Annotated in this window: 20 protein-coding genes; 9 read left to right on the top strand and 11 right to left on the bottom strand. The window is 72.2% G+C overall.

Translation table 11 applies throughout. The features are described from left to right. The first annotated feature begins 65 nt into the window (after positions 1-65). A complete protein-coding gene (locus ACMATS_RS28945) occupies positions 66-1,352 on the top strand; it encodes an MFS transporter (protein WP_391155567.1) in 1,287 nt (428 codons plus the stop codon). 36 nt (positions 1,353-1,388) lie between these two features. Here ACMATS_RS28945 and ACMATS_RS28940 read toward each other — a convergent pair whose 3' ends face one another. From ACMATS_RS28940 to uvrB, 3 genes are all read right to left on the bottom strand, one after another. Continuing rightward, entirely contained in the window at positions 1,389-2,393 is a 1,005-nt protein-coding gene (locus tag ACMATS_RS28940; RefSeq protein WP_336412453.1) for a TerC family protein, read from the bottom strand. Positions 2,394-2,504: 111 nt separating this feature from the next. After that, positions 2,505-3,086 carry a TerD family protein gene (locus ACMATS_RS28935; RefSeq protein ID WP_390777508.1) on the bottom strand — a complete coding sequence of 194 codons (582 nt, stop codon included), beginning with the start codon at positions 3,084-3,086 and terminating at the stop codon, positions 2,505-2,507. Between the two features lie 173 nt (positions 3,087-3,259). Beyond that, positions 3,260-5,374 (bottom strand): excinuclease ABC subunit UvrB, encoded by a 2,115-nt coding sequence (gene uvrB / locus ACMATS_RS28930; protein WP_390777509.1) that lies wholly within the window; start codon positions 5,372-5,374, stop codon positions 3,260-3,262. A 320-nt stretch (positions 5,375-5,694) separates the two neighbouring features. Here uvrB and ACMATS_RS28925 point away from each other — a divergent pair, with 320 nt between their 5' ends. From ACMATS_RS28925 to ACMATS_RS28915, 3 genes are all read left to right on the top strand, one after another. Further along, on the top strand, positions 5,695-6,624 hold the full coding sequence (locus ACMATS_RS28925; protein WP_414169560.1) for a glycerophosphodiester phosphodiesterase: 930 nt from the start codon (positions 5,695-5,697) through the stop codon (positions 6,622-6,624). A gap of 209 nt (positions 6,625-6,833) precedes the next feature. Then, positions 6,834-7,376: a methylated-DNA--[protein]-cysteine S-methyltransferase gene (locus ACMATS_RS28920; protein WP_391155413.1), complete on the top strand. Its 543-nt coding sequence runs from the start codon at positions 6,834-6,836 to the stop codon at positions 7,374-7,376. Between the two features lie 57 nt (positions 7,377-7,433). Beyond that, the gene (locus tag ACMATS_RS28915; RefSeq protein WP_390777949.1) at positions 7,434-7,706 is read left to right on the top strand and encodes a DUF6343 family protein; all 273 of its coding nucleotides are present in this window, start codon (positions 7,434-7,436) and stop codon (positions 7,704-7,706) included. A 51-nt stretch (positions 7,707-7,757) separates the two neighbouring features. Here the strand turns inward: ACMATS_RS28915 and ACMATS_RS28910 are convergent, their stop codons facing one another. The 4 genes from ACMATS_RS28910 to rpsA form a co-directional block, all read right to left on the bottom strand. Beyond that, on the bottom strand, positions 7,758-8,123 hold the full coding sequence (locus ACMATS_RS28910) for a tetratricopeptide repeat protein (protein ID WP_336412458.1): 366 nt from the start codon (positions 8,121-8,123) through the stop codon (positions 7,758-7,760). Positions 8,124-8,191: 68 nt separating this feature from the next. Next, on the bottom strand, positions 8,192-8,815 hold the full coding sequence (gene coaE / locus ACMATS_RS28905) for a dephospho-CoA kinase (RefSeq protein WP_390777512.1): 624 nt from the start codon (positions 8,813-8,815) through the stop codon (positions 8,192-8,194). Positions 8,816-8,840: 25 nt separating this feature from the next. Beyond that, positions 8,841-9,785, bottom strand: coding sequence for a PAC2 family protein (locus ACMATS_RS28900; RefSeq protein WP_414169559.1), 945 nt, complete (start codon positions 9,783-9,785; stop codon positions 8,841-8,843). A gap of 160 nt (positions 9,786-9,945) precedes the next feature. Beyond that, on the bottom strand, positions 9,946-11,436 hold the full coding sequence (gene rpsA / locus ACMATS_RS28895) for a 30S ribosomal protein S1 (RefSeq protein ID WP_171080203.1): 1,491 nt from the start codon (positions 11,434-11,436) through the stop codon (positions 9,946-9,948). A 367-nt stretch (positions 11,437-11,803) separates the two neighbouring features. On the opposite strand from rpsA, the gene ACMATS_RS28890 reads away from it, so the two are divergent. Both ACMATS_RS28890 and hrpB read left to right on the top strand, forming a co-directional pair. Further along, complete coding sequence (locus ACMATS_RS28890) at positions 11,804-12,619, top strand: class I SAM-dependent methyltransferase (RefSeq protein WP_390777514.1); 816 nt, start codon at positions 11,804-11,806, stop codon at positions 12,617-12,619. Positions 12,620-12,678: 59 nt separating this feature from the next. Next, on the top strand, positions 12,679-15,225 hold the full coding sequence (hrpB, locus tag ACMATS_RS28885) for an ATP-dependent helicase HrpB (protein ID WP_414169558.1): 2,547 nt from the start codon (positions 12,679-12,681) through the stop codon (positions 15,223-15,225). 208 nt (positions 15,226-15,433) lie between these two features. Here hrpB and ACMATS_RS28880 read toward each other — a convergent pair whose 3' ends face one another. The 4 genes from ACMATS_RS28880 to polA all read right to left on the bottom strand — a co-directional run bounded on the left by ACMATS_RS28880 (position 15,434) and on the right by polA (position 19,670). Beyond that, positions 15,434-15,625 carry a hypothetical protein gene (locus ACMATS_RS28880; protein ID WP_390777516.1) on the bottom strand — a complete coding sequence of 64 codons (192 nt, stop codon included), beginning with the start codon at positions 15,623-15,625 and terminating at the stop codon, positions 15,434-15,436. A gap of 16 nt (positions 15,626-15,641) precedes the next feature. After that, a complete protein-coding gene (locus ACMATS_RS28875; protein ID WP_414169557.1) occupies positions 15,642-16,646 on the bottom strand; it encodes a DUF3068 domain-containing protein in 1,005 nt (334 codons plus the stop codon). 17 nt (positions 16,647-16,663) lie between these two features. Next, the gene (locus ACMATS_RS28870) at positions 16,664-16,798 is read right to left on the bottom strand and encodes an SPW_0924 family protein (RefSeq protein WP_390777518.1); all 135 of its coding nucleotides are present in this window, start codon (positions 16,796-16,798) and stop codon (positions 16,664-16,666) included. A gap of 157 nt (positions 16,799-16,955) precedes the next feature. Beyond that, positions 16,956-19,670, bottom strand: coding sequence for a DNA polymerase I (gene polA / locus ACMATS_RS28865; protein WP_390777519.1), 2,715 nt, complete (start codon positions 19,668-19,670; stop codon positions 16,956-16,958). Between the two features lie 161 nt (positions 19,671-19,831). Between polA and ACMATS_RS28860 the strand changes: the two genes are divergently transcribed. The 3 genes from ACMATS_RS28860 (at position 19,832) to ACMATS_RS28850 (ending at position 24,346) form a co-directional block, all read left to right on the top strand. Next, a complete protein-coding gene (locus ACMATS_RS28860; RefSeq protein ID WP_414169556.1) occupies positions 19,832-22,144 on the top strand; it encodes an FdhF/YdeP family oxidoreductase in 2,313 nt (770 codons plus the stop codon). 72 nt (positions 22,145-22,216) lie between these two features. Continuing rightward, positions 22,217-22,690, top strand: coding sequence for a PaaI family thioesterase (locus tag ACMATS_RS28855; protein WP_390777521.1), 474 nt, complete (start codon positions 22,217-22,219; stop codon positions 22,688-22,690). Positions 22,691-23,110: 420 nt separating this feature from the next. Beyond that, a complete protein-coding gene (locus ACMATS_RS28850; protein ID WP_414169555.1) occupies positions 23,111-24,346 on the top strand; it encodes a branched-chain amino acid ABC transporter substrate-binding protein in 1,236 nt (411 codons plus the stop codon). Positions 24,347-24,437 lie beyond the last annotated feature (91 nt).

The following is a 24,437-nucleotide window of genomic DNA, read 5'->3' as shown; positions in this document are numbered from 1 at the left end:
AGCTCCCGTTGCCCGGGGCGCCGAGGGAAGTTGGGCACTACATGAACCGCGCCCGTCCCCCGTCCATGATCCGCCTGGCGGCCGCCTCCATGGCCGGCACCGCCATCGAGTTCTACGACTTCTTCAGCTACGGCACCGCGGCGGCGCTCGTCCTCGGCCCGCTCTTCTTCCCCACTGTCTCCCCTCTCGTCGGCACCCTCGCGGCCTTCGGCACCTTCGGCGTCGGCTTCGTCGCCCGTCCCGTGGGCTCCGTGCTGTTCGGGCACATCGGCGACCGGCACGGGCGCAAGCCCGTCCTCATCGCCTCCCTGCTGCTGACCGGCGTCGCCACCGTGGGCGTCGGCCTCGCGCCCACCTATGCCGACATCGGCCTCGCCGCTCCCCTGCTCCTCCTCGTCCTGCGCTTCCTGCAGGGCCTGGGGCTCGGCGGGGAGTGGGGAGGCGCCGTCCTGCTCACCGCCGAGCACGCCCCCGCCCACCGCCGCGTCCTGTGGACGAGCCTTCCGCAGACCGGCCCCTCGGTGGGCTTCGTCCTCGCGAACGGCATCACCCTGGCCCTGTCGGCCACCCTCTCCGACGAGGAGTTCCTCGCGTGGGGCTGGCGGGTGCCGTTCTGGGCGGCCGGAATCCTGGCCGTGGCCGGGCTGCTGCTGCGCGCCCAGGTCGCCGAGACCCCGGAATTCCTCGGCCTGGCCGAGCGCGAGCAGCAGGCCTCCCTGCCGCTGGCCGAGGTCGTGCGCGGCGGCCACTGGCGCCTCGTGCTGCTCACCGCCGGCGGGCTGTCCGTCGGCTACGCCGTCTTCTACACGGTCACCACCTGGTCCCTGTCCTACGCGACCGAGCAGCTGGGAGTGGACCGCACCGTCATGCTCGGCTGCATCATGACGGCCGTCGCGGCCTCCGGGGTGGCCACCCCGCTGATCGCCCTCCTCGGCGACCGCCGGGGGCGCCGCCCCTTGTGCCTCCTCGGCTGCACGGCCCTGGTGCTGTGGATGTTTCCGCTGGTCGCCCTGCTGCGCACCGGGCGCCCGGCGCTGATCCTGCTGGGCTTCGTCGTGGCGATGCTGGCCTTCGTGCTCGCCTTCGCCGTCATCGGCGCGTACCTCCCCGAGCTCTACGAGCCCGAGGTGCGCTGCACCGGCGCCACCGTCGGCTACAACCTGGGAGGCGTGCTGGGCGGCGCCGTCACCCCGCTGGTGGCGACGGCCCTGGCCCGGGGCGACAGGCCGCCGTGGGCCGTCGCCGTCTATCTGACCGGGGTCGCCCTGCTCAGCCTGGCCTGCTTCTTCCTGCTGCCCGAAACCCGCCCCACGGCCGCCGCCCGCGCCGCCGCCGACCCGGCGCCCGCCTGACGCCGCCCCCGCCCCGGCGGCGACGGCCTCCAAGGCTCAGGCGCGGACGCCCTCGCGCTCCTCCGCCGGGGCGGCGGCTGCCGCCGCCTCGGCCTGCTCCTGCTTCCTGGACGCCCGCAGGCTGGTGACCGTGGTGACGGCCAGCACGGCGCAGATGACGCCGAGCGAGACCGGGATGCTGATCTCGGGGACGTTCACCCCGCCCTCGTGCAGGGCGTGCAGGACGAGCTTGACGCCGATGAAGCCGAGGATGACCGACAGGCCGTAGGAGAGGTGGACCAGCTTCTTCAGCAGGCCGCCTATGAGGAAGTACAGCTGCCGCAGCCCCATCAGGGCGAAGGCGTTGGCGGTGAAGACGATGTACGGGTCCTGGGTCAGGCCGAAGATCGCGGGGATGGAGTCGAGCGCGAAGAGCACGTCGGTCGTGCCGATGGCCAGCATCACGATCAGCATCGGCGTCATCAGCCGCTTGCCGTTCTCCACGATGAACAGCCGGGTGCCGTGATAGCGGTCCGTGGACGGGAAGCGGCGCTCGACCGCCTTGAGAAAGCGGTTCTCCTCGAACTCCTCCTCTTCCTCGCCCGCGCGCGCTTCCTGGATGAGCTTCCAGGCGGTCCAGATGAGGAACGCCCCGAAGAGGTAGAAGATCCAGGAGAAGTTGGCGATGATCGCCGCGCCCGCGCCGATGAAGACGGCCCGCAGCACCAGGGCGATGAGGACGCCGACCATGAGCACCCGCTGCTGGAACACCGGGGGCACCGCGAACTTCGCCATGATCAGGACGAAGACGAAGAGGTTGTCGACGCTCAGCGACTTCTCCGTGATGAAGCCCGCGAAGAACTCGCCGGCGGGCCTGCCGCCGGCGAAGAGCAGCAGCCCGAGCCCGAAGAGCGCGGCCAGGGCGACCCAGACCGCCGTCCAGATGCCGGCCTCCTTGACGGAGACCTCGTGCGGCTTGCGGCCACCGATGAAGAAGTCCGCGGCGACGAGGGCGCACAGACCGGCGATGGTCAGCACCCACATGGTCAGGGAAACGTCCACCGGTCCTCCGGCTTCTCGTACGGCTACGGCGGCAGCGGCGACACTCGTCACCGCCACGACAACGGTACAAGAAAACCCAAGGAAAGGTAAAGGGAATACCAAGAAGCCTCTCTACAGCACCGCCTGGATCTGCACCAGCAGGTCCTGGAACGTGCGGCCGTCGGCCGGGGTGCCGATGGCCGTCATCTGCCAGCCGCCGCCGTTCCGGTGCACCTTGGCCATGATCTGGGCGGTGTACGGGCCGCCGCCGTCGAGGGTGTAGCGGGCCAGCTCCCGGCCGGTGTTCTCGTCGACCAGGCGGCAGAACGCATTGCGCACCTCGGCGAAGGTCTGGCCGGTGAAGGAGTTCACCGTGAAGACGATCTGGTCGATGTGCGCGGGGACGCGCTGCAGGTCGACGAGGATGGACTCGTCGTCGTCCCCCTGGCCCGCGCCGCCCACGAGGTTGTCGCCGGTGTGCCGCACCGAGCCGTCCTTGCTGACCAGCTGCTGGAAGAAGGCCACGTCGACCGGCTGCCCGTCGGCGAAGAGCACGGCCGACGCGTCGAGGTCGATCTCCCTGGTGCGCGAGCCGAACAGCCCGCGGCGGCGGGGGGCCGCCTGCCAGCCCAGCCCCATCCGCACCGCGGTCAGGCTTCCCCCGTCGGCCTTCTGCAGGCTGATTCCCTGGCCCTTGGACAAGTTGACCGTCACGCGCAGTCCCTCCTCAGTTCGCCCCCGCGGCCGCGCAGGTGCGCGGCCCCCGGCAACGACCCTATGCACCGGCACCGCGGACGGGCGCCCGGGGAGGGCGGTTTGTGGCGGTCCTGCAACATGCCCGGGCCGCAGCCCCGCCGGGGAGGCGGGGCACCCGGCCGGGCCGGCCGTCAGGCGAGGCCCGCCTCCTTCATCTGCCGCAGCTCCTTCTTCAGTTCGCTCACCTCGTCGCGCAGCCTGGCCGCCACCTCGAACTGCAGCTCCGCGGCCGCGGCCCGCATGCGGTCGGTCATCTCCTCGATCTGCTGGGCGAGTTCGGCGGCAGGACGGTCCGTCGGAACGGCCGCCGCCTTGGCCTTGCCCCTGGCCTTCGCGGGCGTGGGGGCCTTGCCCTTCTTGCCCTTGTCGGCGCCCTGGCGGTAACCCGTGCCCAGCAGCTCCTCGGTGTCCATCTCCTCGCGGGCGAGCGTGGCGACGATGTCACCGATCTTCTTGCGCAGCGGCTGGGGGTCGATCCCCCGCTCCTTGTTGTAGGCGATCTGCTTCGCCCGGCGGCGGTTGGTCTCCTCGATGGCCTTCTCCATCGCCGGGGTGACCTTGTCCGCGTACATGTGGACCTGGCCGGAGACGTTGCGCGCTGCGCGCCCGATGGTCTGGATCAGCGACGTGCCGGAGCGCAGGAAGCCCTCCTTGTCTGCGTCGAGGATGGCGACGAGCGACACCTCGGGCAGGTCGAGGCCCTCGCGCAGCAGGTTGATGCCGACCAGCACGTCGTACTCGCCCGCCCGCAGCTCGCGCAGCAGCTCGATGCGGCGCAGCGTGTCGACGTCGCTGTGCAGATAGCGCACCTGGATGCCCAGTTCCAGGAAGTAGTCCGTGAGGTCCTCGGCCATCTTCTTGGTCAGCGTGGTGACCAGGACGCGCTCGTCCTTCTCGGCGCGCTTGCGGATCTCGTGCACCAGGTCGTCGATCTGCCCCTCGGTCGGCTTGACCACGACCTCCGGGTCGACCAGGCCGGTGGGCCGGATGATCTGCTCCACGAAGCCGTCGCCACGGGAGAGTTCGTACTTCCCAGGGGTCGCCGAGAGGTAGACCGTCTGCCCGATGCGCTCGGTGAACTCCTCCCACTTCAGCGGCCTGTTGTCCATGGCCGACGGCAGCCGGAAGCCGTGCTCGACGAGGGTGCGCTTGCGGGAGGCGTCGCCCTCGTACATGGCGCCGATCTGCGGGACGGTGACGTGCGACTCGTCGATGACGAGCAGGAAGTCGTCGGGGAAGAAGTCCAGCAGGGTGTTGGGCGGGGAGCCGGGCTCGCGGTCGTCCATGTGCAGCGAGTAGTTCTCGATGCCGGAGCAGGAGCCGACCTGGCGCATCATCTCGATGTCGTAGGTGGTGCGCATGCGCAGCCGCTGCGCCTCCAGCAGCTTGCCCTGCTTCTCCAGGGTGGCCAGCCGCGCCTCCAGCTCGGCCTCGATGCCCTTGACCGCCTTCTCCATCCGCTCCGGGCCCGCGACGTAGTGGCTGGCGGGGAAGACGTAGAGCTCCTGGTCCTCGGAGATGACCTCGCCGGTGAGCGGGTGGAGCGTGGAGAGGGCCTCGATCTCGTCGCCGAACATCTCGATGCGGACGGCCAGTTCCTCGTAGACCGGGAAGATCTCGATGGTGTCGCCGCGCACCCGGAACGTGCCGCGGGTGAAGGCCAGGTCGTTGCGCGTGTACTGGATCTCGACGAAGCGGCGCAGCAGCTGGTCGCGGTCGATCTCCTCGCCGACCTTAAGGGGCACCATGCGGTCCACGTACTCCTGCGGCGTGCCCAGGCCGTAGATGCAGGACACCGAGGCGACCACGACCACGTCGCGCCGGGTGAGCAGCGAGTTCGTGGCGGAGTGGCGCAGGCGCTCGACCTCCTCGTTGATCGAGGAGTCCTTCTCGATGTAGGTGTCCGACTGCGGGACGTAGGCCTCGGGCTGGTAGTAGTCGTAGTACGAGACGAAGTACTCGACGGCGTTGTTGGGCAGGAGCTCGCGGAACTCGTTGGCGAGCTGGGCGGCGAGGGTCTTGTTCGGCGCCATGACGAGCGTGGGCCGCTGGAGCTTCTCGATCATCCATGCCGTGGTGGCCGACTTGCCGGTGCCGGTCGCGCCGAGCAGGACGACGTCCTTCTCGCCTGCGCGGATGCGCCGCTCCAGCTCCGCGATGGCCGCCGGCTGGTCACCGCTGGGCTGGAAGGGGCTGACGACCTCGAAGGGCGCCACCTTGCGTTCGATCTTGGAAACGGGCCGCATGAGACCACCGTACGGCCCACCACCGACAGTGGGCCGCCCGCCCGGTTCCCGCCCCGGGGTTCCCGGGCGCAGGACCGCCTGAGGGACCCCCGGGCAGGGCGCCCCGGCGTGCCGGACCGGCCCGCATCGCGTACGTGTGATGTGTGCGGAGGCGTGTCCCGTGTCCTCCCTCCACCGATCCCTCCACCGATCCCTCCACCGATCCCCCACCGATCCCGCCGCCGACCCTCGGTACTCAGGTCGTCACGACTCTCGTACACAGGACCGGACACCGCCGGGCCCCCGGCCCGGACGCCGCGACCGCCCGCGAGGAGCCCCCGATGCGCATCCGCCCCGTCCCCTCCGTGACCGGCGCCCTGCTCGGCCTGTCCCTCGCCCTGCCCGCGCTCGGCACGCCCCCCGCGCACGCCCTCGGGCGCCAGGAGCTCCCGGTCGCCATCGGCCACCGCGGGGTGCCGGCCCAGGCGCCGGAGAACACGCTGGCCTCGATCGACAGGGCGGCGAGCCTGGGTATCCGGTGGGTCGAGAACGACGTCCAGCGCACCCGGGACGGACAGCTGGTCGTCCTGCACGACACCACCCTGGAGCGCACCACGGACGCCCGGCAGCGCTTTCCGGGGCGCGCCCCCTGGAAGGTCGGCGACTTCACGCTCGCCGAGATCGAGACGCTTGACGCGGGCAGCTGGTACGACCGCCGCTTCGCCGGCGAGCGGGTGCCCACCCTGAGCGGCTACCTGCGCCGCATCGACCACAACCACCAGCACCTGCTGCTGGAGATGAAGGCGCCCGAGCTCTACCCCGGTGTCGAGCAGCAGACGGTGGACGAGCTGCGGCGGGCCGGCTGGCTGGACCGGCGGCACGTCAAGGACAGGCTGGTCGTGCAGAGCTTCAACGCGACGTCGCTGCGCACGCTCCACCGCCTGCGCCCGGACCTCAAGAAGGGTTTCCTGGGCGCCCCGAAGGCCGCCGACCTGCGCTCGTACGCCGCCTTCGCCGACCAGATCAACCCCGACCACGGGAACGTCACCGCCGACTGGGTGCGCGCCGTGCACGCGCTGAACGGTCCCCACGGGCGCCGCCTGGAGATCGCCGCGTGGACCGTCGACGACCCCGCGCGGGCCGTCCGGCTCGGCCGCCTGGGCGTGGACGCCATCATCAGCAACGCGCCGCACGTCATCGAGGCCGCGCTCGCCGAGGAGTCCGGCGAGGACCCCTTCGCGGGCATCCCGCCCGAGCCGGCCGCCCTGTGACCGGGCGGGCCTTCGCCCCGTAAGGGGCGCGGGGAACCGCGCGACCAGCCCCCGCCGGCCTGCAGCCGACGCCCCCAGGGGTCCGGGGCGAAGCCCCTGGGGGTACCTCCCAGCGGTAGCTGGGGGAGAACCTCGACTGCGGGAGCGTCGTGGCTGGTCGCGCAGTTCCCCGCGCCCCTTACGGGGCGCCACGCCCTACGCTGGGCCCCGTGACGGATGCACCCGAACGGCCCTGGTCCTGGACCACACTCGGCACGCCCATAGGCCCGCTCGGCCTCGCCGCGACGCGGGAAGGCCTGGTCGGCGTCGTCTTCGGCGCCGACGCGCAGGTCTCGGCGCGCGCCGTCGAGCGCCTGGCCGGCCGGCTGGGCTCCGCCCCAGGGGCCCCGGACGCCCTCCTCGCCGAGGCCTCCGCCCAGCTGGAGGCGTACTTCGCGGGCCGGCTGCAGCGCTTCTCCCTCCCCCTGGACTGGTCCCTGACCTCGGGCTTCAACCGCCGTGCCCTGCGCGAGCTGCACTCCGGTGTCCCCTACGGCACCGTCGTCGCCTACCAGGACCTCGCCGACCGCCTCGGCGAACCCGGCGCCGCCCGGGCCGTGGGCATGGCCATGGGCAGCAACCCGCTCCCGGTCGTCGTGCCGTGCCACCGCGTCGTCGAGGCCGGCGGCGGGCTGGGCGGCTTCGGCGGCGGGACGGAGACCAAGCGGGCGCTGCTGGCCCTGGAGGGGATCCTTCCGGAACCGTTGTTCTGAGCCCTGTCCCGGACCGCCCCGCAGAGGGATCCTGGCAGCAGGAGATGGTGCGCCATGATGCGTACGGGCAACGAACCCATGACCGCCCGCAGTCCCCTGCGCCTCAGGTGCGGACTCGCCGCCTGGGGAACGCTCGTCACCGCGGCCGGCACCGCCGCCTTCGCCCTCGCGGGGCGCCCCGGCTGGGCCGTGGCCTGTGGGCTGCTGATGCTGGTGACCCTGGTGGACCTCACCATGATCATCCGGCATATCCGGCAGGGCCCGCACTATCAGCCGGGGCGGGACATACCGCCGTACGAGCCCGTCGACGAACGCCGCCGCGGCCCCTAGCCGGGACATGCCCGATGACGCCTCACCCGGAAGGATGAACCGCCGCGGGCCTCACTTCTCCCCGAAGCGCGCCGCCTCCACGAAGTCCGGCCGCGGGTCGAGAGCCGCCGCGAGGCGGAAGTGCCGGAGGGCCTCGGCGTGCCGGGCGGCCCGCTGGAGCGTGCGGCCCAGGGCGAAGTGGGCGAACGCGTTGTCGGGCTCGCGCTCGATGACGAGCTGGAACTCGAGCTCGGCGGGCCGGAGTTGGGCCGCGTCGAAGAACGCGCGGGCCCGCAGCAGCCGGGCCGCGGTGTTCTCCGGGTGGGCGGTGATGACCGAGTCGAGGAGCTTGATCGCACCCCTCGGGTCCTTCACGGCCAGCAGCTGCTCCGCCGCCCGGAAGTCGATCACGTGGGTCTCGGGCGCCTGCTCGGACACGTCCGCGTTCCTTTCCTCGGTACAGCACGTGCGTGCGACACCGCCTCGGAACGTCGCCGGGCGACGTCCTATTCCTGCCCGCCCTCCCGCGCGCCATGTGCGGCCCGGCGGCACAGTTCCGCCCACACCTCGCGCACCCGGGGTTCCAGGGCGGCGAGCGGGCCGTCGTTGTCGATGACGAGGTCGGCCACGGCCAGCCGCTCCTCGCGGGTCGCCTGAGCGGCCATCCGGGCACGGGCCTCGTCGGCGGTCATGCCACGCAGCCGGACGAGCCGGTCGAGCCGGGTCGCGTCCGCCGCGTCCACGACGACGACCAGGTCGTACAGCGGGGCCAGCCCGTTCTCGGCCAGCAGGGGCACGTCGTTGACGACGACCGCGTCGGGGCCCGCGGCCGCCTCCAGTTCGGCGGAGCGGGCCCGGACCAGGGGGTGCACGATGGCGTTGAGGGCGGCCAGGCGCTTCTCGTCGGCGAAGACGATCGCGCCGAGCCGCGGCCGGTCCAGGCTGCCGTCCGGAGTGAGGATCTCCGGCCCGAACTCCGCGACGACCGCGGCCAGTCCGGGGGTGCCGGGTTCGACCACTTCGCGCGCGATCCGGTCGGCGTCGACGAGCACCGCTCCGTAGGAGGCGAGCAGCCGCGACACCTCGCTCTTGCCCGCGCCGATTCCGCCTGTGAGGCCCACTGTCAGCATGGGCCCCACGCTATCCGCCGGGCGGTCAGCGCCCGCCGTCGCCCTCCCGGTCGGCGAGGAACCGCTCGAATTCTGCGCCCAGTTCGTCGGCCGAGGGCAGGTCGACGGGCTCGGCGACCAGGTTGCCACGGGTCTCGGCGCCGGCCACCGCGTCGTACTGGTGCTCCAGTCCCCGTACGAGCGCGACGAGTTCCTCGTCGCCCTCGGCGATCTGGCGCTCGATCTGCTCCTGCGTGCGCAGCGCCGCGGCCCGCAGGCCGTGCGCGGCGTCCGGCAGGACCAGCCCGGTGGCGGCGGTGACCGCCTCCAGGGCGATCAGCGCGGCGTCGGGGTAGGCGGACCGGGCCAGGTAGTGCGGGACGTGGGCGGCGACGCCCAGGACGTCGTGGCCCGCCTCGGCCAGCCGGAACTCGACGAGCGCCTCGGCGCTGCCGGGCACCTGGGCCTCGTCGAAGTAGCGGCGGTGACCGGGCATGAGGTCGACGCGGTTGCCGTGCGGGGTGATGCCGACGGGGCGGGTGTGGGGGACGCCCATGGGGATGCCGTGGAAGTTGACCGACAGCCGCACCCCGAGCCGCTCCACCAACTGCCGTACGGCCGCCGCGAAGAGCTCCCACTCCACGTCCGGCTCGGGGCCGGCGAGCAGCAGGAAGGGGGCGCCGGTGGCGTCCTGCACCAGGTGCAGCTCGATCGCCGGGGGCTCGTAGCCGCTCCAGTGGTCGCGCCGGAAGGTCAGCAGGGGCCGGCGGGCGCGGTAGTCGACGAGCCGGTCGTGGTCGAAGCGGGCGACCACCTGGTGCGGCAGCCCGTCCAGGAGCCGCTCGACGATCTGCGCACCGGTTTCGCCGGCGTCGATGTAGCCGTCGAAGTGGTAGAGCATGACCAGACCGGCCGTGTCCTGGGCGAGAGCCAGGTCGGCCACGGCGAGCCCCTTGGGCTCCCATTCGTACAAACCCTGCGGATCCAACACGGTGACCGCTCCTCCTCATGTTCCGTACAGGGGAACGCCCTTGGCAGGCGCGGCCATTCCCTCGGGAGGGGAGAACAAAAGACAAGGCCCGCTCCCCTTGAGGGGGAACGGGCCCTTCTTCAGTCAGCTGTCAGCAGCTGCGGTCCCGAAGGACCACGGCTCACTGGCCGCCGGCGAGCTTCTCGCGCAGGGCGGCGAGAGCCTCGTCCGACGCCAGGGCGCCGGAGTTGTCGGCCGACTCCGAGGAGTACGAGCCACCCGAGACCGGGGCCTGCGCAGCGGCCTGGTCGCCGGCGGCGGCAGCCTCGGCGTCCGCCTCGCGGGACTTGATGACCTGCTGCTGGTGCTGCTCGAAGCGGGCCTGCGCCTCGGCGTACTGGCGCTCCCACTCCTCGCGCTGCTTCTCGTAGCCCGGCAGCCAGTCGTTGGCCTCGGGGTCGAAGCCCTCGGGGTAGATGTAGTTGCCCTGGTCGTCGTAGGACGCGGCCATGCCGTACAGGGTCGGGTCGAACTCGACCACGGACGGGTCGGCACCGAAGGACTCGTTGGCCTGCTTCAGCGAGAGGCTGATGCGACGGCGCTCGAGGTCGATGTCGATGACCTTGACGAAGATCTCGTCGTTGACCTGGACGACCTGCTCCGGGATCTCCACGTGGCGCTCGGCCAGCTCGGAGATGTGGACCAGGCCCTCGATGCCCTCGTCGACGCGGACGAACGCACCGAACGGAACGAGCTTGGTGACCTTACCCGGGACGACCTGACCGATCTGGTGGGTCCGGGCGAACTGCTGCCACGGGTCTTCCTGGGTCGCCTTGAGCGACAGGGAGACGCGCTCGCGGTCCATGTCGACGTCCAGGACCTCGACCGTGACCTCCTGGCCGACCTCGACGACCTCGGACGGGTGGTCGATGTGCTTCCAGGACAGCTCGGAGACGTGGACGAGACCGTCGACGCCGCCCAGGTCCACGAAGGCACCGAAGTTGACGATGGAGGAGACGACGCCGGAGCGCACCTGACCCTTCTGGAGGGTGGTGAGGAAGGTCTGGCGGACCTCGCTCTGGGTCTGCTCCAGCCAGGCACGGCGGGACAGGACCACGTTGTTGCGGTTCTTGTCCAGCTCGATGATCTTGGCCTCGAGCTCCTTGCCCACGTAGGGCTGGAGGTCGCGGACGCGGCGCATCTCGACCAGGGAGGCCGGGAGGAAGCCACGGAGGCCGATGTCGAGGATGAGACCACCCTTGACGACCTCGATGACGGTACCGGTGACGATCCCGTCCTCTTCCTTGATCTTCTCGATGGTGCCCCAGGCGCGCTCGTACTGGGCGCGCTTCTTCGAGAGGATCAGGCGGCCTTCCTTGTCCTCCTTCTGGAGAACCAGGGCCTCGATCTCGTCGCCGACCTTGACGACCTCGTTCGGGTCGACGTCGTGCTTGATCGAGAGCTCGCGGGAGGGGATGACACCCTCGGTCTTGTAACCGATGTCGAGCAGGACCTCGTCCCGGTCGACCTTCACGATGACGCCGTCGACGATGTCGCCGTCGTTGAAGTACTTGATCGTCTCGTCGATCGCGGCGAGGAAGGCTTCCTCGTTACCGATGTCGTTGACCGCAACCTGCGGGGTGGTGGCGGTGGTCTCGGTGCTGCTCGTCATGTGGGAAAGGGCTCCGGTACGGACATTGAAGTCGTAGGTACTGCTACGCCGAGAGCCCGTATCGCACCGCCGAAGCCGGACAGCCTTGGAAGCGCACTTTCCGTGAGCCCGGGGGCCGGCGGAAGCGCCTCTACAACCGAGGGGACATACAACAAGTGCGAGCGCGGCCTGCTCCGTCTGAGGCGCGCAGGCCCGCAGCGCAACTTGTAGCATACGGGGGCAGCGGGAGACGGTCAATGCGCGAAGGCGCACACCCGGTACGAATCGCCACATATCCGGCACAACTCGGGTTGTGCGAGGCCACGGGGGCCCCGGAGGCACACACCCGCGGGCCGTTCCGGGCCCGGATGCGAGCGAAGATTACGCCATGATCCAAGAATTCGAGTCCGGTCCGGAACCGGAGGCCACCCGGCGGGACAGCGGCGTCACCGAGAGCAGCCGGGCCAGCCGCGGCTGGTGGGACCGCAACGCCGACGAGTACCAGCAGGAGCACGGCGGCTTCCTGGGCGACGACCGCTTCGTGTGGGGCCCCGAGGGCCTCGACGAGGCCGAGGCCGGGCTGCTCGGCCCGGCGGCCGGGCTCGCGGGGCTGCGCGTCCTGGAGATCGGCGCCGGCGCGGCCCAGTGCTCGCGCTGGCTGGCCGCCCAGGGGGCGCACCCCGTCGCCCTGGACCTCTCCCACCGGCAGCTGCAGCACGCGCTGCGGATCGGCGCGGACTTCCCGCTGGTGGAGGCGGACGCGGGCGCCCTGCCCTTCGCCGACGGCTCCTTCGACCTGGCGTGCTCGGCCTACGGGGCCATTCCCTTCGTCGCCGACCCGGTGCTCGTGATGCGCGAGGTGCACCGGGTGCTGCGGCCCGGCGGGCGCTGGGTCTTCTCGGTCACCCACCCCGTCCGCTGGGCGTTCCCCGACGAGCCGGGCCCCGAGGGCCTGTCCGTCGCCGCCTCCTACTTCGACCGCACGCCGTACGTGGAACAGGACGAGACGGGCCGGGCCGTCTACGTGGAGCACCACCGCACGATCGGCGACCGGGTGCGCGACGTGGTGGCGGGCGGCTTCCGGCTGCTCGACCTGGTCGAGCCGGAGTGGCCCGACTGGAACCGGCAGGAGTGGGGCGGCTGGTCCCCGCTGCGCGGGCACCTGATCCCGGGCACGGCGGTCTTCGTGTGCGAGCGGGACTGAGCGCTCCGCGGGTGGTGGTACGGCACCGGGCTTCGCCGGGCCTGGGCGAGACTGGGGCCGTGATCCGCACCGAATCGCTGCAGCAGCTGCCCGTCCACGCCGCGCTCCCCGCCCTCGGGGAGGCGCTGGACGAGCGGGGCGTGGCAGTGCTCAGCGCGCCGCCCGGCACGGGCAAGACGACCCTGGTGCCGCTCGCCCTGGCCGGGCTCGTCCCGGGGTGTGGCGGCGGCGCACCGCGCCGCGTGCTCGTCGCCGAACCCCGGCGGATGGCCGCGCGGGCCGCGGCCCGGCGCATGGCGTGGCTGCTCGGCGAGGAGCCGGGCGGCCCGGTCGGCTTCACCGTGCGCGGCGAGCGGCGCGTCGGCCCCGGCACCCGGGTCGAGGTGGTGACCACGGGCGTCCTCCTGCAGCGGATCCAGCGGGACCCGGAGCTCACCGGCGTCGACGTGGTGCTGATGGACGAGTGCCACGAGCGGCACCTGGACGCCGACACCGCGATGGCCTTCCTCGTGGACGTCCGGGCCACCCTGCGGCCGGACCTGCGGATCGTCGCGGCCTCCGCGACCTCGGACACCGCGGCGTGGTCGCAGCTGCTGACCGTGCTGGACGGTTCGGGCCCGGCGCCGGTGGTCCACGGCGGAGGCGGCGGGCACATGGTCCGCGTCCTCTTCGCCGCGCCGCCTGCGGGCATCCGCCCGCCGCACGGCACCCGGGTGGACCCGGCGCACCTGGCCCACGTGGCGGCCACGGTGCGGCGCGCGCTGACCCTGCGGGACGGGGACGTGCTGTGCTTCCTGCCCGGCGTGGGCGAGATCGGCCGGGTGGCCGGGCTGCTCGCGGGCGTGGACGCGGAGGTGCTCCAGCTCCACGGGCGGGCCCCGGCCACCGTGCAGGACGCGGTGCTGCGCGGTCCCGGCGAGCGGCGGCGGGTGATCCTCGCGACGTCCGTGGCGGAGTCCAGCCTGACGGTGCCCGGGGTGCGCATCGTCGTGGACTCGGGCCTGGCGCGCGAGCCGCGCATGGATCATGCCCGGGGTCTCGGTTCGCTGACGACCGTGCGGGTCTCCGAGGCGGCCGCGACCCAGCGGACGGGCCGGGCGGGCCGCGAGGCCCCGGGGCTCGTCCTGCGCTGCTGGGCCGAGGCGGAGGACGGCGGGCGGGCGCGGTTCCCGGCGCCGGAGATCGCCGTCGCGGACCTGGCGGCGTTCGCCCTGCAGGCCGCCTGCTGGGGCGATCCGGAGGCGTCCGGGCTGGCCCTGCTGGACCCACCGCCCGCGGGTGCCCTGGCGGCGGCCCGGGCGGTGCTGGAAGCGACCGGTGCCGTGGATGCGTCGGGGCGTCCGACGGAGCGCGGCCGGGCGATGGCGCGCCTGGGCGTGCATCCGCGCCTGGCGCGCGCCCTGCTGGACGGCGCGCATGAGGTCGGCGCGCGCCGGGCGGCCGGGGTCGTGGCCCTGCTGAGCGAGGAGCCGCCGCGCGAGTACGGGGACGACCTGGCGGCGGCCTGGCGCGCCGCCCGGCGCGGCAACGACGCGTACGGGGCGCGGTGGCGCAAGGAGGCGCGCAGGCTGGAGAACGCGCTGCAGGGCGAGGGGCACGGCGGCGACGGCTCCCACCACCTCACGGACGACGCCGCGGCCGGGCTCGTCGCCGCCCTCGCGTTCCCCGAACGGGTGGCGCGGGCGCGGGGCGAGGGCTCGTACCTGATGGCCTCGGGGACGCGGGCCGAGGTCGGGGACGGCACACAGCTGCGCGGTGCGCCGTGGGTGGCCGTGGCCGTGGCGGACCGCCCCGTGGCGGCCGCGTCGGCGCGGGTGCGGCTCGGTGCGGTGATCGACGAGGACACCGCCCGCGCGGCCGCCGGGGCCCTGCTGGTGCAGGGCGAGGAGGTGCACTGGTCCGAGGAGCGGCGCGACGTGGTGGCCCGGCGCGTGGAGCGGCTGGGCGCGGTGGAGCTGGGTTCCGGCACCCTGGCCGCCCCGGATCCGGACCTGGTGCGGGCCGCGCTGCTGGAGGGGCTGCGGCGCGAGGGGCTCGGGCTGCTGCGCTGGCCGGCGGAGGCCGCCGGGCTGCGGCGGCGGATGGCGTTCCTGCACCGGGAGCTGGGCGGGCCGTGGCCGGACGTGTCGGACGCGGCGCTGCTGGACGGGGCGGAGGACTGGCTCGGCTGGGAGCTCGGGCAGGCCCGCAGGCGGGCCGACCTGGAGCGGCTGGACGCGGGCAGGGCGCTGGAGCGGCTGCTGCCGTGGGCGTCCGGGGACGCCGCGCGCTTGGACGAGCTGGCCCCCGAGCGGATCGAGGTCCCGAGCGGGTCGCGGATCCGTGTGGAGTACGGGGACGGGCAGCCCGTGCTGGCCGTCAAGCTGCAGGAGCTGTTCGGGCTGCGGGAGACCCCGCGGGTGGCGGGCGGACGGGTGCCGGTGCTGGTGCACCTGCTGTCGCCGGCCGGGCGGCCGGCCGCCGTGACGGCCGACCTGGAGTCCTTCTGGCGGGAGGGGTACCGGGCGGTGCGGGCCGAGCTGCGGGGGCGGTATCCGCGGCACCCGTGGCCGGAGGATCCGGCCGCCGCGGTGGCGACGCGGCGGGTCAACCCGCGGCGAGGCTGACGCACCCGTCAGGGGCGCGGGAAACTGCGCGATCAACCACGACGCGCCCGCAGTCGAGTCCCCCAGCTACCGCTGGGAGGTGCCCCCAGAAGGCTCCGCCCCGGACCCCTGGGTAGTACCTCGGCTGCAGGCCGTCGGTGGCTGGTCGCGCCCACGCGGCGGAGCCGCATATGTGAACAGCCCCGCGCCCCTGACGGGGCGCAAAGCCTTACGGCAGGTACCGCTCCAGTGCTGCCGCGCCCTTTTCCTCGATGTGCCGCCTGGCCAGTTCGACCCGCTCCGGGGTCACGTCATGGCCCGACGCCATGACCAGGTCCTCCGGGTCGAACGGGCGCTCGCCGCCGGTGTACAGCCGGCTCGGCCCGGACGCGGCGCTCTTGTCCTCGGGTGTCTCCTTCACGGCGAGCCTCCTCTGCTCAGCGGCCCTCCGGGGCCGGCCGTGCGGGTTTCCCTCCATCGTGTGACAGGTCGCCCGGAATTGCACGCCGGTCCCGGCCACGGATCTCCAGCACCAGGGCGAGGGCAAGCAGCGCGGCGCCGAGGACCGGCAGGCCCCACGGGAGGTAGCTCGTGAGCAGCAGGACGAGCTGCCGCTGCGACGTCACGAGGGCGACGGTGGAGTCGACGTAGTCCGGCCGCATCGCCACGTGTCCGGCGAAGGCGGTGATCGGCTGTTTCTCCGGGTGCCCGGTCCAGCGCAGCTCCTCGCGGTGGTCCTCCTCGCCGTCGACCGGGGCTCCGGTGACGGGGTCGACCCAGAACATGCGGGTGGTGGTGTACCAGCGCTCCAGGCCCAGCTGCCGGACGGTGTCGGGGGTGACGCCCAGCGGCAGCGTCCTGGGAAGGGGGACCCGGGTCCAGGGGATCGTCTGCTCGAAGTAGTAGACGTCCAGACCGTGGAAGGTGCGGGTGCCCCGGTAGTGGATGGGGGCGGAGGTGCGGGTCTGCATGTCGAAGTAGCGGTAGTCGTGCTTGCGGACCAGGAAGGGCCACTTGTACTCGATGCCGTCGCGGCGCACGGGCGTGCCGTCGACGCTCTCGCCGCCCGCGTGCAGGGGCTGCTGGGTGTGGGCGTCGAAGACGTAGCGCTCGGGGATGCGGGAGACCATGGCGCCGTCGGGTCCGGCGACATAGGTGAGGGTGTCCCAGACGACGGCGTCCCGCCCGGTCTCGGCCCTGACCCTGGCGGCCAGTTCGGTGTTGCCCTTCAGGGTCTCGATCATGGTGACCTTGGACACCCGCCGGGGCTGCAGGGTGCCGTAGTCGACGAGGGTGGCGTCCTTGGCCTCCATCACGACCGACTGGTAGCGCCCGGCGGGGACCTTCGCCAGCCGGGGGAAGGCGTACCAGCGCAGCAGCGGCGACAGGGCGGTGCAGAACACGGCGAGGGCGAGGAAGACCAGGCTCGCTCGGCGGCGCACGGCGCGCTCCCCCCGGCCTACGGATGCGCGGGCGGCGAGGTCAGCAGGGGCCGGGGGGAGGTGTGGCCGCGGGGCGGGCCGATGGCGGTGACCGTGGCGACGAGGGCGAGGGCGGCGGCCAGTCCGACGACCGCGGCGAGCAGTGCACGCATGGCTCGGTCTCCCTTGCTCCGGCGGTGAATTGACGGAGTGTCAGAAAAATGGGAGGGGGCACGCTAGCAACACGCGGCGGAGAAGGGAACAGGAGAGACAGCGCGCCCCTGCCCGCCCCGGCACCGGACGGGCGGGGGCGGGCAGGGGCGACGGTCGTCAGTGCGCCGCGGACTCCCAGTCGGCGCCGACGCCGACGGAGACGTCCAGCGGGGCGCGCAGCTCCACGGCCCCGGCCATCTCGCGCCGGACCAGCTCCTCGACCTGCTCCCGCTCGCCGGGGGCGATCTCCAGCACGATTTCGTCGTGCACCTGGAGCAGCATCCGCGAGGAGAGGCCCTCCGCCGTGATCGCCTCGCCCACGCGCAGCATGGCGATCTTGACGATGTCGGCGGCGGTGCCCTGGATCGGCGCGTTGAGCGCCATGCGCTCGGCCATCTCGCGGCGCTGGCGGTTGTCGCTGTTGAGGTCGGGCAGGTAGCGGCGGCGGCCGAGGATGGTCTCGGTGTAGCCGGTGGCCCGGGCCTCCTCGACGACGCGCTGCAGGTAGTCGCGGACGCCGCCGAAGCGCTCGAAGAAGGTGTCCATCAGCCTGCGCGCCTCGTCCGGCGCGATGTTCAGCTGCTGGGACAGGCCGAAGGCCGACAGCCCGTAGGCCAGGCCGTAGGACATGGCCTTGATCTTGCGGCGCATCTCCGGGTCGACCTCGGACTTGGCGACGCCGAAGACCTGGGAGGCGACGGTGGTGTGCAGGTCCTCGCCGGAGGCGAAGGCCTCGATCAGGCCCTCGTCCTCGGAGAGGTGGGCCATCACGCGCAGCTCGATCTGGCTGTAGTCGGCGGTCATCAGGGACTCGTAGCCCTCGCCGACGACGAAGCCGCGGCGGATGGCACGGCCCTCGTCCGTGCGCACCGGGATGTTCTGCAGATTGGGGTCGGTGGACGACAGCCGGCCGGTGGCCGCCACCGTCTGGTTGAAGGTGGTGTGGATGCGGCCGTCGGGGGCGATGGCCTTGATCAGGCCCTCGACCGTGGAGCGCAGCTTGGACTGCTCGCGGTGGCGCAGCATGATGACCGGCAGCTCGTTCTCCGTCTGGGAGGCGAGCCAGGCCAGGGCGTCGGCGTCGGTGGTGTAACCGGTCTTGGTCTTCTTCGTCCTGGGCAGGCCCAGCTCGCCGAAGAGCACCTCCTGCAGCTGCTTGGGCGAGCCCAGGTTGAACTCGCGGCCCGCGGCGGCGTGCGCCTCCTGCACGGCCTGCTGCACGGCGGCGGCGAACTGCTGCTCCATGCGTTCCAGCCAGCCGCGGTCGGCGGCGATGCCGGCCCGCTCCAGGTCGGCCAGCATGGCACTGGTGGGCAGCTCGACGTCGGTCAGCAGTCCGGCGGCGCCCACGTCCTTCAGGCGGGCGGCGAACGCCTCGCCGAGGTCCAGGACGGTGCGGGCGCGGCCCATCAGGGCGTCGGCCTCGGCCTGTTCGTCGGCGCCGAAGGCCAGCTGCCCGTCGCCCGCGGCGGCGGTGGCCAGCTCACGGCCCAGGTACTCCACGGAGAGGACGTCGAGCGCGAAGGAGCGGCGGCCGGGCTTGACCAGGTAGGCGGCGAGGGCCGTGTCCATGGTGACGCCCTCGACGCGCCAGCCGTGGTCGGCGAAGACGCGCATGGCGGCCTTGGCGTCGTGCAGCACCTTGGGGCGGGCGGCGTCCGCGCTCCAGGCGGCGAACGCCTGCTCGTCGGCCTCGTCCAGCTCGGCCGGGTCGAACCAGGCCGCCGGGCCCTCCGCCGTCGCCAGGGCGATCTCGGCGACCCGGCCGCTGCCCTGCGACCAGCTGTCGACGACGGCCACGCCCAGGGCGGCCGCGCCGTGCTCCGCGAGCCAGGGGGCCAGCCCGCCCGTGCCCAGCACCGTGCCGTCCACCTCGGCGCCGGCGGCCGGGGCGGGCTCCTCGGCGTCCTCGGCGCCCGGGTCGACGGCGAGCAGCCGGTCGCGCAGGCCCTGGTTGCGGATCTCCAGCTTCTCCAGGAGTGCCACCAGCGCCTGCCGGTCGTACGCGGCGCGGGCCAGGCCCTCGGGGCCGGCGGGCAGCTCCACGTCGCGCACCATCTCGGTGAGGCGGCGGTTGAGCTTGACCGCGTCCAGGTGGTCGCGGAGATTCTGCCCGGCCTTGCCCTTGACCTCCTCGACGCGCTCGACCAACTCGGCGAACGAACCGAACTGGTTGATCCACTTCGCGGCCGTCTTCTCGCCGACGCCGGGGATGCCGGGGAGGTTGTCCGAGGGGTCGCCGCGCAGCGCGGCGAAGTCCGGGTACTGCTGCGGCGACAGGCCGTACTTCTCCTGGACCTTTTCCGGGGTGAAGCGCGTCAGCTCCGAGACGCCCTTGGTCGGGTAGAGCACCGTGACGGCGTCCGTGACGAGCTGGAAGGAGTCGCGGTCGCCGGTGACGATCGCGACCTCGAAGCCCTCGGCCTCGGCCTGGGTGGCCAGCGTGGCGATCACGTCGTCGGCCTCGAAGCCGTCGACGGCGAAGCGCTGGACACCCATCGCATCCAGCATCTCGCCGATGAGCGCGACCTGGCCCTTGAACTCGTCGGGCGTCTTGGAGCGCGTCGCCTTGTACTCGGGGAACTCCTCCGAGCGCCACGTCTTGCGCGAGACGTCGAAGGCCACCGCGAAGTGCGTGGGCGCCTCGTCACGCAGGGTGTTGGCCAGCATCGAGGCGAAGCCGTACACCGCGTTCGTCGTCTGGCCGTCGGAGGTGGTGAAGTTCTCCGCGGGCAGCGCGAAGAATGCCCGATACGCCATGGAATGCCCGTCCATCAGGAGCAGGCGCGGACGGCCTCCCTCCGCCGCCTCGCTGCCGGTCGGTTCACTCATTGCGGTCCCGGATGTCGATGCCTTTGCTGCCACGTCCCCGATCCTGCCACGCCCCACCGACAATCACGGCCACCCGGCCTCGGCTCCCCCGCTGTCGGTGCCCCGTGACAGGATCGGCACCGTACGACACCGCGCACCACCGACCGCTCAAGGGGAGCGAGATGGCAGGCAAGCCGCCCACAGGCGATCCCGTACAGGACGCACCCGACGTCGCCGCCCCGCAGCACGCCGCCGCCGGGCTGCCCGCCATCGCCTACTCCCTGCGCCACGCCCACCGGCAGATGGGCGTCCGCCGCACCGCGCTCACGCTCCTCAAGGTCAACCAGAAGGACGGCTTCGACTGCCCCGGCTGCGCCTGGCCCGAGCCCGACAAGCGCCACGCCGCCGAGTTCTGCGAGAACGGCGCCAAGGCCGTCGCCGAGGAGGCCACGCTGCGCCGGGTCGCCCCGGCCTTCTTCGCCGAGCACTCCGTCGCCTCCCTCGCGCAGCGCAGCGGCTACTGGCTCGGCCAGCAGGGCCGGCTGACCCACCCCATGTACCTCGCGGACGGCGCCGAGCACTACGAGCCGGTCACCTGGGAGCGGGCGTTCGACATCGTCGGCGAGGAACTGGCCGCGCTGGACGGCCCCGACGAGGCCGTCTTCTACACCTCGGGCCGCACGAGCAACGAGGCCGCCTTCCTCTACCAGCTGTTCGCCCGCGAGTTCGGCACCAACAACCTGCCGGACTGCTCCAACATGTGCCACGAGTCCTCCGGATCGGCCCTGACGGAGACCATCGGCATCGGCAAGGGCAGCGTCCTGCTCGAAGACCTCTACAAGGCCGACCTGATCATCGTCGCCGGGCAGAACCCCGGCACCAACCACCCCCGCATGCTCAGCGCCCTGGAGAAGGCCAAGGCCGGCGGGGCGAGGATCATCACGGTCAACCCGCTGCCCGAGGCCGGCCTGGAGCGGTTCAAGAACCCGCAGAACGCCAAGGGCCTGGCCGGCGGCGGCACTCCGCTCACCGACCTCTTCCTGCAGATCCGCCTCGGCGGCGACCAGGCCCTCTTCCGCCTCCTCAACCGCCTGGTCCTGGAGACCGAGGGCGCCGTCGACGAGGCCTTCGTCCGCGAGCACACCCACGGCTTCGAGGAGTTCGCCGACGCCGCCCGCGCAGCCGACTGGGACGAGACCCTGCGCGCCACCGGCCTGCGCCGCGAGGAGATCGAGAGCGCCCTGCGCATGGTCCTCGCCTCCCGCCGCACCGTCGTCTGCTGGGCCATGGGCCTCACCCAGCACAAGCACGCGGTGCCCACCATCAGGGAGGTCGTCAACTTCCTCCTCCTGCGCGGCAACATCGGCCGCCCCGGCGCCGGCGTCTGCCCCGTCCGCGGGCACAGCAACGTCCAGGGCGACCGCACCATGGGCATCTTCGAGCGCCCCGCCCCCGCCTTCCTCGACGCCCTGGAGAAGGAGTTCGGCTTCGCCCCGCCCCGGCACCACGGCCTCGACGTCGTCCGTGCCATCCGCGCCCTGCGCGACGGAGAGGCCAAGGTCTTCTTCGCCATGGGCGGCAACTTCGTCTCCGCCACTCCCGACACCGACGTCACCGAGGCCGCGGTCCGCCGCGCCCGGCTCACCGTCCACGTCTCCACCAAGCTCAACCGCTCCCACGTGGTCACCGGCGCCCGCGCGCTGATCCTGCCCACCCTCGGCCGCACCGAGCGCGACCGTCAGGCGGGCGGCGAGCAGTTCGTCACGGTCGAGGACTCCATGGGCATGGTCCACGCCTCCCGCGGCCGCCTGGCCCCGGCGAGCGACCAGTTGCTCTCCGAGCCCGCCATCGTGTGCCGCCTGGCCCGCCGCGTCCTCGGCGCGCAGAGCAGCACCCCGTGGGAGGAGTTCGAGAAGGACTACGGCACCGTCCGCGACCGCATCGCCCGCGTGATCCCCGGCTTCGAGGACTTCAACGCCCGCGTCGCGCGGCCCGGGGGCTTCACCCTCCCGCACGCCCCGCGCGACAGCCGCACCTTCCCCACCGCCACGGGCAAGGCCAACTTCACCGCCGCGCCCGTCGAGTACCCCGGCGTCCCCGAAGGCCGCCTGCTGCTGCAGACATTGCGCTCGCACGACCAGTACAACACCACCATCTACGGCCTCGACGACCGCTACCGGGGCATCAAGAACGGCCGCCGCGTCGTCCTGGTCCACCCCGAGGACGCCCGCGAACTCGGCCTCGCCGACGGCTCGTACGCCGATCTCGTCGGCGAGTGGACGGACGGCACCGAGCGCCGCGCCCCCGGATTCCGCGTCGTCCACTACCCCACCGCGCGCGGCTGTGCCGCCGCCTACTACCCGGAGACCAACGTCCTGGTCCCCCTCGACCACACCGCCGACACCAGCAACACCCCCGCCAGCAAGTCGCTCGTCATCAGGCTGGAGAGCGCAGCACGGCCCGACCCGGCCGGAGAGGGCTCCGTCGCCACCTGATAGGACGGTCCGGCACAGGACGGTTCACCTCCGTACGACCCGTACGGCCAACGACGATCGGAGCCGCGACACATGGGCGAGCACAGCACCACCCACTTCCCGCAGGAGATCCTGGACCAGTGGGCGGACAGCGGGCTGGACCTTCCCACCCTGTTCTCCGCGGGACACCTCGGTGAGCGCATGAGCGTCCGCATCACCGAGGCGTCGCCCGAGCGCGTCGTCGGCACCATGCCCGTCGAGGGCAACACCCAGCCCTACGGCCTGCTGCACGGCGGCGCCTCCGCGGTGCTCGCCGAGACCCTCGGCTCGATCGGCGCCATGCTGCACGGCGGCCCCTCCCGCTTCGCCGTCGGCGTCGATCTCAACTGCACCCACCACCGCGGCGTGCGCTCCGGCCTGGTGACCGGCGTCGCCACGCCGGTCCACCGCGGGCGCACCAGCGCCGTCTACGAGATCGCCATCACCGACGAGCAGGGCAAGCGAGTCTGCTCCGCGCGGCTCACCTGCGTGGTACGCGACGCCGAGGCGGCCGACAAGGCCGTCTGACAGACGGAGGACGACAGCCGGACGTCCCTCTCCCGCGCCTCTTCTCCTGCCCGGCACGGCGCCGTAACGTTTCGTCATGACGGCCGGGCCCCCGCGGACACCGTCTCCGCCACCGCCTCGACGAGTGCAGCCACCCGAGCAGCCGCCGATCCCCACGGATACGGCGGCTGCTCTTCCGCGTCTCCGGGTCATTCCCAAGAGCCCCACTCTGCACAGATATCCGGAACGTGATCTCCGTCATAACAAGACAGTCACAGCATGGCCTGCACCACTGCCCGCCACCGCCGGGCACCCCCTAAAGTCACGGCCCATCACACCTCGCCGGGCGGTCAACACCCCAGCACCATCCCTTCCTTGCCGCATCCGGCCGGCGAACCGGCACCTCGGCACGAGGCCGCCGCGCGAGGGAAAGGAATCACCGTGCAACGCCGTTCCCTGCTCATCCTCACCACCGCACTCACCACCGGCGCCCTCACTCTGACCGCCTGCGGGTCACGCGACAGCACAAGCGGCACCGGCGGCGACGCCGGCAAGCAGACCACGGTCGTCATCGGCGTCGACGGCCCCATGACCGGATCGCTCTCCCCCGTGGGCCTGGGGATCAAGAACAGTGTCGATCTCGCCGTCCGTACCGCCAACAAGAACAAGGAAGTCAAGGGCGTCACGTTCAAGACCGAAGTCCTCGACGACCAGGCCGTTCCCGGCACCGGCCAGCAGAACGCCGCCAAACTCGTCGCCGACGGAGCCGTCCTGGGCGCCGTCGCGCCCCTCAACTCCGGGGTGTCCCAGTCCATGCAGGGCGTCTTCGCGAAAGCCGGCCTCGCCCAGATCTCGCCCGCGAACACCAATCCCGCGCTCAGCCAGGGCAACGGCTGGACCAAGGGCGAGAAGAAACGCCCCTTCGCCACCTACTTCCGCACCTGCACCACCGACATCATCCAGGGCCGCTTCGCCGCCCAGTACCTGTTCAAGGAGGCCCACAAGAAAAAGGTCTTCGTCGTCGACGACAAACAGGCCTACGGCGCAGGGCTCGCCACCATCTTCGCCGAGGAGTTCCGGAAACAGGGCGGCGAGGTCGCCGGAACCGACCATCTCACGGTCAAGGAGACCGACTTCTCCAGCATCGCCGAGAAGATCAAGAACTCGGGCGCCGACTCCGTCTACTTCGGCGGCCAGTTCCCCGAGGCCGGCCTGCTCTCCGGCCAGGTGAAGAAGGCGGGGGCGCACATTCCCCTCATGGGCGGCGACGCCATCTACGACCCCGGATTCATCAACGCCTCCAGCGAGAACAAGGACGGCGACCTGGCCACCTCGGTCGGCTACCCCGTCGAACAGCTCGACTCCGCCAAGTCCTTCGTGAAGAACTACAAGGACGCGGGATACAAGGACCCCTACGCCGCATACGGCGGCTATGCCTACGACGCCGCCTGGGCCCTCGTCCAGGCCGTCAAGCAGACCGTCGGCGACAACGACGGAAAGGTTCCCTCCGACGCCCGCGGCAAGATCGTCGACGCCCTGTCCAAGGTGTCCTTCGACGGCGTCACCGGGCACGTCTCCTTCGACCAGTACGGGGACACCACCAACAAGCAGCTGACGGTCTATCAGGTCACCAACGGCGCCTGGAAGGCCCTCAAGAGCGCTACTTTCCAGGACTGACGGCCGGCCGGCACCGCCCGGCCCACAACCGCACACGGACCACCGCACTCCACCGCGCGAGGACGCCGGCAACGCCCTCGCGCGGCGCCAC

Source organism: Streptoverticillium reticulum (assembly GCF_047456005.1).
Classification (GTDB): domain Bacteria; phylum Actinomycetota; class Actinomycetes; order Streptomycetales; family Streptomycetaceae; genus Streptomyces; species Streptomyces reticulum.
The sequence above is the reverse complement of the archived record's forward strand: the minus strand, read 5'-3'. Positions and strand labels throughout refer to the sequence as shown.

Bases quoted from the DNA above. Each gene is read 5' to 3' on its own strand.
- ACMATS_RS28945 (WP_391155567.1), top strand. From the start codon at position 66: ATGATCCGCCTGGCGGCCGCCTCCATGGCCGGCACCGCCATCGAGTTC.
- uvrB (WP_390777509.1), bottom strand. From the start codon at position 5,374: ATGCGGCCCGTTTCCAAGATCGAACGCAAGGTGGCGCCCTTCGAGGTC.
- ACMATS_RS28925 (WP_414169560.1), top strand. From the start codon at position 5,695: ATGCGCATCCGCCCCGTCCCCTCCGTGACCGGCGCCCTGCTCGGCCTG.
- ACMATS_RS28915 (WP_390777949.1), top strand. From the start codon at position 7,434: ATGCGTACGGGCAACGAACCCATGACCGCCCGCAGTCCCCTGCGCCTC.
- coaE (WP_390777512.1), bottom strand. From the start codon at position 8,815: ATGCTGACAGTGGGCCTCACAGGCGGAATCGGCGCGGGCAAGAGCGAG.
- rpsA (WP_171080203.1), bottom strand. From the start codon at position 11,436: ATGACGAGCAGCACCGAGACCACCGCCACCACCCCGCAGGTTGCGGTC.
- ACMATS_RS28890 (WP_390777514.1), top strand. From the start codon at position 11,804: ATGATCCAAGAATTCGAGTCCGGTCCGGAACCGGAGGCCACCCGGCGG.
- ACMATS_RS28870 (WP_390777518.1), bottom strand. From the start codon at position 16,798: ATGCGTGCACTGCTCGCCGCGGTCGTCGGACTGGCCGCCGCCCTCGCC.
- polA (WP_390777519.1), bottom strand. From the start codon at position 19,670: ATGAGTGAACCGACCGGCAGCGAGGCGGCGGAGGGAGGCCGTCCGCGC.
- ACMATS_RS28860 (WP_414169556.1), top strand. From the start codon at position 19,832: ATGGCAGGCAAGCCGCCCACAGGCGATCCCGTACAGGACGCACCCGAC.
- ACMATS_RS28855 (WP_390777521.1), top strand. From the start codon at position 22,217: ATGGGCGAGCACAGCACCACCCACTTCCCGCAGGAGATCCTGGACCAG.